The 9,303-nt window shown below is 53.7% G+C and carries 5 protein-coding genes; all 5 read right to left on the bottom strand.

All coding sequences use genetic code 11. The features are described 5' to 3' along the window. Positions 1-822: 822 nt before the first annotated feature. The 5 genes from C8J36_RS23765 to C8J36_RS23740 all read right to left on the bottom strand — a co-directional run bounded on the left by C8J36_RS23765 (position 823) and on the right by C8J36_RS23740 (position 9,246). A complete protein-coding gene (locus tag C8J36_RS23765) occupies positions 823-1,779 on the bottom strand; it encodes a tripartite tricarboxylate transporter substrate binding protein (RefSeq protein ID WP_132537750.1) in 957 nt (318 codons plus the stop codon). A gap of 306 nt (positions 1,780-2,085) precedes the next feature. After that, positions 2,086-3,015: an NAD(P)-dependent oxidoreductase gene (locus C8J36_RS23760; RefSeq protein WP_132537749.1), complete on the bottom strand. Its 930-nt coding sequence runs from the start codon at positions 3,013-3,015 to the stop codon at positions 2,086-2,088. Positions 3,016-3,219: 204 nt separating this feature from the next. Then, positions 3,220-4,638, bottom strand: coding sequence for an MmgE/PrpD family protein (locus tag C8J36_RS23755; RefSeq protein ID WP_132537748.1), 1,419 nt, complete (start codon positions 4,636-4,638; stop codon positions 3,220-3,222). Positions 4,639-5,251: 613 nt separating this feature from the next. Continuing rightward, positions 5,252-6,757 (bottom strand): tripartite tricarboxylate transporter permease, encoded by a 1,506-nt coding sequence (locus C8J36_RS23750; protein WP_132537753.1) that lies wholly within the window; start codon positions 6,755-6,757, stop codon positions 5,252-5,254. 1,133 nt (positions 6,758-7,890) lie between these two features. Beyond that, positions 7,891-9,246: an MmgE/PrpD family protein gene (locus C8J36_RS23740; protein WP_165915157.1), complete on the bottom strand. Its 1,356-nt coding sequence runs from the start codon at positions 9,244-9,246 to the stop codon at positions 7,891-7,893. Positions 9,247-9,303 lie beyond the last annotated feature (57 nt).

Here is a 9,303-nt window from a genome sequence, read left to right as displayed (position 1 = left end):
CCCCTGCGCGACATAACGTGCGACTACGTCATTGCTGCCTCCAGCGGAAAACGGCACGACTAGCGTCATCGGTTTCGTCGGGAATTCTTGCGCATAACCTGACGCTGGAGACAGCGCACCAAGTAAGGCGAAAACTCTTAGATATCTACCAAGCATTCTTCCCTCCCATATCTATGATTATACTTCACGTCATACACAGAATTGTATCTGCCATAGTGATCCTCCATGCCCTATTTTTATTCCACGAGACGCCTAGTAACACTTTAGTCATGGACAATTGCCGCCAGAAACCTAACAGCTGATGAACATGAAGCGCCCAAGAAAGGCGTGGAAAATTATGTCTGTTGGCATCACTGAACCGCCACCACAACTGTAGCTTTGATACTGAACACACAAAGCGGCCAAGCACGATGGCCGGGAACAAACATCAATCAGAAGTCCTAAGTAGCAGCGACTATTCGGTGATATGCTTAGCACCGTTCGATCCGATTGTTGGGATACTGGCTCTGCTAAATGACGACTAGTTTCAGCGGGCGACGGGCGCGATCGTGCAAGCGATTGTGGTGCCCCTGGAAACGATAGCCCCGTGATTGGTCTGCCTATCATCGAGACGACGCGGTCGGGCCGGCAATGAATGCCAGTTGCCTTCCCGAAGCTACTTGACCGCTGGCAGGTCGCGTTGCCCACTGAACCAAAATTCCACCACGTCGCAGACAGCCGGTATTCCACAGATACAATTTTGGGCGACCGTCTCTTAATACAACCACTGCATATGGAGCCTAAATCCGCACCAAACGCAGTAGTTTCTAACCAGCTGAAACATCAGCCCTTTATCAACCCCATTTTCTTTGCCAAGCCTTTCCAATACTCAATAGAGTCGATCAGGTTTTTTTCAACGTCAGCGGGGTTCATATCGACCGGCCGTGCATCCAGCTTCGCCAAAAACGCTTTGCCATCCGCCGACGACATGACCTTTTGAATGCCATCGTGAAGCTTTTGCACTGTTGCTGGGGGCGTTGCCGCTGGAGCGAATATTGTCCAGTAATTGTCGGCCAGAGCGTTCGGGTAACCCGCCTCCGCTGCGGTGGGCACGTTCGGTAAAGCAGCAGCCCGATCTCTTCCCAAGATGGCTAAAGGAACTGCGCCGCTTGGCACCGACGCCAACCCGCCGGCGACAGCACCGACGGTAACGTCGACGCGATTGGCCACAAGGTCCAGATAGGCCTCTGAGCCTCCCGGATAGGACACCGGCGTCATGGAAACGCCAAGCGCATCATTAAGCAGTTCGCCATAGAAATGCATATTGCCGCCTGCACCGGTCGTGCCATAGAAAAGCTTGCCTTCTTTGGCTTTTTGGGCGAGCTCCTGAAGGGACCTCACATTCAGCTTTGCGCTTCCTAGAACCATTATGTCGCCATTGCCGGCTATACCAACCGGAACGAGGTCCTTAACAGGATCGAATGGGAGGTCAGTCCGCGAGGCGGCGTTTGTCGCGTAAGACGACGACGCAAGTAAAAGCGTATGACCGTCCGGCTCAGCTCGCGCGACGTGCATTGCGCCGACCGACGTGCCACCACCCGGTCGATTCTCGATAACCATCGGCTGACCGAAAAGCGAGCTTAATTCCTGCGCGACATAACGTGCGACTACGTCATTGCTGCCTCCAGCGGAAAACGGCACGACTAGCGTCATCGGTTTCGTCGGGAATTCTTGCGCATAACCTGACGCTGGAGACAGCGCACCAAGTAAGGCGAAAACTCTTAGATATCTACCAAGCATTCTTTCCTCCCATAACTATGATTTACTTGACCTCATACGCAGATTGAATGTCTGCCATAAGGATCCTCTATGCCCTTTTTGTATTCCACGAGACGCCCTAGTGACACTTTAGTCATGGACAATGCGCCAGAAATCTAACGGCTGATGAACATGAAGCGCCAAGGTCAAAGGCGTGGTAGCAACAAGTCTGTTACTCTTTGCGTTACTGAACCGCAGCCAAAGTGCGCTCGCACCAATGTACCTTTGATACTGAACACACAAAGCGGCCAAAGCACGATGGCCGGGAACAAACATCAATCAGAAATCCTAAGTCGCTGCGACAATTTCAGCGATATGCTCGGCACTGATGGCAAACGGTGGAACGCCGGCCCTTTCTTGCTGGAGAACAAGGAAGGACTGGCTGTCGCGATTGCTCCAGCCACGATTGATCGCCTCGGCAATATCTTGGTATACGAGGTTACAAATACGCATCGGCACGTTGTTCTCGCGTCCGATTTCAAGCGCTAGCCCAACATCCTTTAAGGTAATTGTCAAAGCGCTGTGCGGAGGATCGAGCCGCCCTTGTAGGAATCGGTTGCCGACATTGTCGAATGTCCTCATCCGTCCAATCACGCCGGTCCGGATGGTCCTCCAGAGCGTTGCCGGCTCAAGGCCAGCCTTCACGCCCATTGTGAGGACCTCGGCCATAATCGCATTGACGGCGGCATTCGCCGCGTTGTGTACAAGTTTCGTGATAGTCCCGGAGCCTACTTCGCCGACGTACTGAGCTCTTTCGGCAAAGGCCTTCAGGACAGGTTCACAACGGAGGTAAACTTCGTAATCGCCGCTTGCCCAGATGGCCAGCTGCCCAGTTGCCGCGCCCCTGGGCCCACCGCTAACTGGCGCGTCAAAATAAGAAACGTTCCTTTCCGCCATCTTCGCGTGTAAGCTGCGAACGACCTCGACAGAGTTTGTCGTTAGATCGAACCAAACCGAGCCGGATTTTAACCCACACCATAGACCGTTTTTGCCGAACGCTACAGCTTCACTCTCGCTAGGCCCCGGCAAAGACGTGAAAATTATCTCCGACATTTCAGCTAACTCACTAGGCGCACCGGCCCAGAGAGCCCCACGGTCGATAAAGGGCTTGGCGACTTCAGGAGCGAGATCATGGACGACGAGATCGTAGCCGGCGGACTGAAGGCCCCCCGCCATTCCCTTTCCCATCAAGCCCAGGCCGATAAATCCAATACGCATTGAGCCCTCCAAACGTTATTAAGATCGATTGGCTGCTCCGCCATCAAGTGCAAGTTCATTATACCTGCCTTCTGCATTTCTATTGCAGCTCTGCGTGACTCTCTGAACACAGCTGTGGCGGTGCTGCCTATTTTCTTTCTGAGAAGGTCGTGAATTTGCTATCGACATCGCTTGGCGCCGTTGGATTTGTGGGACAATTGCTTTTCAATCGCCCCCCCCAGAATAGTACATCAACTGACGAATATCCGTGAGGTCTTCAAGATTAAACACAGCATCGATTATCTTGTCGGACGAGGAGTCCTTGAGGACGCCGCTGGCGTTCTTCTTGAATTTTTCGATCAGCTCGTCATTAGTCGCATAGGTGGACGGATCTGACGATGGGCTTCCTTTGGGGTAGCCCTTCTCGCCTACGAAAACCTGTCCCCGCGCGTGGACCTCTAGGCGGGATGGTCGGCTCAAAGGGTTCGCAGCATACGCATTGAAGAAATTAGGATGAACCTCCCAACTTATTCTCTCCATGAGATTGAGCACGGAAGGATTGAATACGACGTCCGGTCGTTGCCATTGCTTACCCGGTTCGTATCCATGAGCAGCCACAGCGAGCGCGTGAACGAAGCTGAACTGGGCGTCCTGCACATGCTGAATATTGCGGTTCATGAATGACGGAAGCTCAGCCCATCCTTCACCGAAAGCTTTGACCGATTCAATTTCTTCGACTTTGATATCGTGCGCTCCAACGATTTCAATCATTAGATCTAGAGGCGCTGCATTGATGCGCACGTGAGGGTAGATCTTGTAGGACTGCAGGTCCGGGAAAGTCCATAGCGAGCCGAGCCCGTTTGTTATGTTTTCGGGAGCCCATTTAATCGTGCCAATGTAGCGCGCATATCCAAATTCGACGTCGTCAAGAGCTTGATGATCTCCGCGATGTCCGAACTCTGCCATGTAGGAGGCGGTCAACGCCGACTGCGTCAGGGTGCCCGCCAACATATACTTGATGGTCGACGGAGGAGAGTGGAGGCACCAGGCTTTGTGCGAGTTTACCGGAGATGTTGCGGCCGCAATGCCGAGCGTGTCGGCTATCTTCGTGGTGCCGAGTCCGCGCAGCATAGCAGCTGCGGCTGCAGTCCCCAAGACGGTGCTGGCATAACCGAGAACAGGCGCATCAGCAGACTTGCCGTTAACGGTGTCCCGGTTCTGGCTCATGGCATTACCCATCCGGCACGACATTTCATGCGACACAGCTATAGCCGCGATGAGAGAGCGACCGGATGCACCGACGCTCTCGCCTGCCGCCAACGCTACGGGTATCGCGTATGGGCTGACATGGCCAGGAGGCAGGATCGCGTCGAAATCCAGAGCGCTAACAAGCTCTCCATTAGCAAATGCTGCACCACAGACCGAAGCTTTCTCACCCGAGCCAATGATCGTTGCTTCGTCGCCACCCATCATACGCCCGAACCGAGTGCCGATTTGACCCTTTTCATGTTCGACGCCAGCCAGTCCGCAGCCAATAGAATCTAGGAGAACACGCTTGCTCTCCTCGACAACCCGCTCCGGTAGATCCTCGTACCGACAACCGGCAGCGAAGTCAGCAAGTTGATATATCAAGGCGTTTTTCATCAAGACTTCCCATTCCAGAAATTATGTGCGCCACGAGGTAGCACTGGTTGACTGCTCGCCTTACCGTGTGTCCGCCCTCACCATTCGTATCCCGATTCAAACTATTTAGCGCCAAGAGAGAAGCTCGAGGCCTCAATCTTCGGTGCGGGATCAAAGTTTCGGATCGGTAAACCGCACTTGTTCCCAGCCATTGCACCAGGCAGCCGCAGAGCGGATCATACCAATGCCACGTCTTCCAAAGTGATAGACCGATCCATGACGAATGATGGCTCATTCATAATGTTGTGTCAATCTCGCTTTCACTGGAGTTAATTGAACTGGTACGCTGGTCATGGACGGATATAACGAGGATACGTCTCAGAGCGGTGGTGTGACGAAGTACCGTAGTTTTCGTCAGCGACTCGAAATGTAGAACAGTGCTACCGAATTCAGGACCGGCGAGAGCGCGGTACGTGCACAAGCAGCGTAAGCCTTCAACAGATCCGCCCCTGAGCAAGTTAGAGCATGGTCGGGAAGCCGTATCGATCCCACGCCCCAATCCCCTAAAACTTCTAATAACCTTCGAGAGCAGGGCCGCGTTTGGCCCCTTCGGTTGTGATGAGGTTTGTCAAGTTCAGTTGAAACCGTTATCCACCACTTCGATCTTTTTTCTGAAGACCGGGATGAATGCAAGTAAAAGAAGCAACAGGGCCACAAAGAGGAAGCTGGCCGAAATAGGCTCACGTATGAAGGTCGTGAGATCACCCTGGGACAGCACCATGGCACGTCTGAAGTGAGCCTCCATAAGCGGGCCCAGCACGAAGCCCAATACGAGGGGCGCCGGCTCGCATTCAAGCTTCCGGAGTACATAGCCAACCAGCCCGAATCCCGCAGCGATATATACATCTAGAACAGATATCTGGCTTGCATATACCCCTATGCAACAGAACAGCATAATCGCAGGATAGAGCACGCGATACGGGATCTGCAGAAGTTTCACCCACAGGCCAACGAGAGGCAGATTCAGCATTACAAGCATCAGGTTGCCAATCCACATGGACGCGATCAATCCCCAGAACAGCTCCGGGTTTTTAGTCATCACTTGCGGACCAGGCTGGATATCATGCATTATCATAGCCCCAAGCAGGAGTGCCATGGTCGGACCGCCTGGAATACCCAGAGTGAGAGTCGGAATAAATGCGGTCTGCGCGGCGGCATTGTTGGCGGATTCTGGTCCGGCAACACCCTCGATCGCACCCTTACCCAGAAGATGGCGATACCGAGAAACTTTCTTTTCCAAGCTGTAGGACATGAAAGACGCAATCGACAGACCAGCCCCGGGAAGAATGCCGAGGATCGATCCCAATGCAGTTCCCCTGAGGATCGACGGGGTCATTCGACGAAAATCCTCCCTGTTCGGCATAAGGCGTCCAACGGCCATCGTGACTTCCGTCGTTTCGTCCTTATGCTCTAGAGTTGCGATCACTTCCCCGAATGCAAACAGACCGACCGCTATTACAATGAAATCAAGCCCATCCCACAAATGGGCCACGCCAAAGGTGAAGCGCGGCACACCCGACTCAAGGTCAGTACCAATGGTTCCAAGGATGATGCCTACAATGATCATCCCAACGGCCTTGATGACAGAACCGCTCGACAATGACACTGCACCGATCAAACCAACCACCATCAGCGAGAAGTATTCGGCAGAACCGAAACGATATGCCATCTGTGAAAGCGGGGCAGCGAATGCCGCTAAAACCAACGTGCCGACACAGCCCGCCGCGAAAGAGCCAATGGCTGCAGTAGCGATCGCCACTCCTGCCCGGCCTTGCCTCGCCATCTGATGGCCATCGATCACTGTGACTACTGAAGACGTTTCGCCTGGGAGATTCACAAGAATAGCAGTCGTGGAGCCGCCGTAGGCCGCTCCGTAATAGATACCGGAAAGCATGATCAAAGCCGAAGTCGAGTCCATCCCGAAAGTAATCGGCAAAAGCATTGAGATCGTCGCTAGTGGTCCTAGCCCTGGCAATATGCCGATTAGCGTTCCAAGGAGGCAGCCTAGGAAACAATAAAAAAGATTGTACCAGGACAGTGCTGTGCCGAAGCCTAGCAGAAGATTGTTGAAAAGATCCACCACGACACCTTTTACTGCAAGAATTCTGGGAACAATGGGAAGGGAAGGCCGAGAAAGTGGATGAAAATCAACCAAGCAAGCGGAACAAGCACCACACTTGAACCCAAGACCGTGCGCCATGAGAATTGCGGGTGCGCCAGCGATGAGATCCCGATCAGCAGCGGGAGGGACATGATTAGCCCAACGCGCTCCAGCGCAAAACCGAATACGACCACCGAAGACAAAACAATGAATATGCACCGAAAAGGCCAAGCACCGATTAGCGTTCGGGTCCCATTGCCGAAAGATGAGATAAGGACGACCAGTCCTACAAGGCTAAGAGCGGCTCCCAGGCCGGCGGGAAAGTATCCTGGTCCCATACGCCCTGCTGTGCCGATCTCATATCCAGACGCACCAATTATCACCGCAATTCCTATCACGATGTACAACAACCCGGTCGCGAAGTTCCGCTGATTTTCTATAACCACTGCAATCCTCCGAACGTTGCCCTAACTGCCTCCACAGCAGGGAGCCCGCACGTGCAGCGCGGGAAATTGAATGTTCATTCATTATGTAGCACGCCGAACTATGGATGTACACCCAAACTTCGGTTTGCCGATCTCGCATTTGGGCATACACACTCACTCAACGAAACTCGCGACAATGGTTCGAGGGTACTAAATTGCCGCCACATGTTTGGTGGCGCGTGGAGAAGGCTTTAACCCGACGTGGATCGACCGGGTCGGGCACTTGGACACCTTCACGATCATGGCCCATTCTTATTTGCATTCCATTTCAAGCCGGCGTTCGTTTCAAAAGGCAGTTGAGTCACGGCTATTCGGGAAGTCGTTGAACCTGCCAGGTGAAAACTCGTTTGGCTGGATGTCGTAGCGGCGAGCAACAATGCTCACCGGAGCGTCCGGCTAATATGGCTCTAGGATGATGGTAAGCTTCTCTGTCCTCGGCCAGCGACGGCGGCGATCAGGGCCGGGCAGGACTTCCATCTTAGGACTGTGACTGGTCATAATGGGACGTGACGTCGCCCACTTATTAGGTTGGAGATCGTATCCGGATATTGATGTGGCCATTAAAGCAGATCAACCACACAAACGTGTGTCCGCCCTTCCATTCGTATCGGGATTTTAAACTAGCGCTTACAAGAGGGAAGTTAAGGCCGAAGCATTCGGTGCAGTATCGAAGTTTCTGATTAAAGTCCATCCAGAACTTATGCGTTCACCCGATACACCTGCCAACGGCAGAAGCGATTTATACTTCCTCTCCACATCGGCCCAATCTATTCCATGCAAAGAATATCCACTAGGAGCGTAAACGGTCGATGTGTAAGTTCGTCCGGACTTGACCGTAATCGACACAATCCCACCCTCACAGAAACGCTCCAGATCTTGCCGCGGTGGTGGTCCGACCTGAACTTTTCCAAGAAGCTCTCTGATAGACGGATCACTCAGGTTCGACATCGATAGTTGCCCCCATGTGAAATCTTTTTTGACGATAGCGGAAGATAAGAAAAATGCAGAACTGTGGATCATTCCAACGAGATCTTCAGGGTATTGAGGGCCTATCAACTTTGTCACGCCAGGCATCGAGACAGTAATCGATTCGACGTCACCAGAACTGACATCTCCCTCACGCGCGGCGCGAACCGCTGCCTCGGCGATCGCGTGAAGAGTATGCCCTCCAGGAACCATCTTGATCGCCATGTTAGTCAAAATGTGCCATGTGCTTTTATCTGCGCACATGCGTTGAACCTGCGGTGCTTTCGGCCCTTCCCCATATATGTGAAAAAAGCCTTCCGCCGCGTCGAATATGGTTGGCTCTCCCAGATACCCGCGACCCGCGGCAAGCGCTGCCTCCATACCGAGCATCACCGCCAATCCCGCGTGATACTCTCGGGACGTACTGGTCTTGGCCGCCGCCATTATCCCGCCGACCGAACTAGCGGCCAATGACAACGCATGGGTCATTTTGATTGAGTCCAAGCCGAGTAACCGACCTGCCGAGGCGGCTGCGCCGAAGGTCGCCACGATACATCCGTGATAACCCTTCTCGCGCAAGCCAGGAATGACTGCCGTATTGATCCTACCCGCTACCTCATAGCCGAGAACTATGGCATCCAGTATGTCACCTCCGGATGCCCCAGTAAGCTCCGCTGCAGCCAGCGAGCTAGCCGCGACCGTGGTACCAGGATGCACCATGTTGCGCAGGTCGCTGTCGTCGGAAGCCGCTGAATCACTCATCAGCGCATTGACTCTGCCAGCCGCGGCAAGCGGCACCTTGGCGCCTTGCGCGAACCACATGGTCGCGTCCTGCCGACCTCCTCGCTCGAGCTCCAGTTGGCGCATAATTTGACACGAGTTTTCAGCGAGGCCTGAGGCCGCACTAGCCACTGTGCTTGCAATAAGCATCGAGGCATACTCGCGTGCTTTGGGCGGCACCGTTCCGGATGTCGTCTCGGTAACGAAGCAGGCCAATTCGAAGGCAGTGGATCCCATCAGTCGTTCTTGACGTTGCATACACTTCATCCATAAGTTGCTCACCGGCAGGCTCGA

Origin of the sequence: Rhizobium sp. PP-F2F-G48, assembly GCF_004342335.1 — a bacterium.
Taxonomy (GTDB): domain Bacteria; phylum Pseudomonadota; class Alphaproteobacteria; order Rhizobiales; family Rhizobiaceae; genus Ferranicluibacter.
Note: the sequence above shows the minus strand (reverse complement) of the source record. Positions and strands in the feature narration are given on the sequence as shown.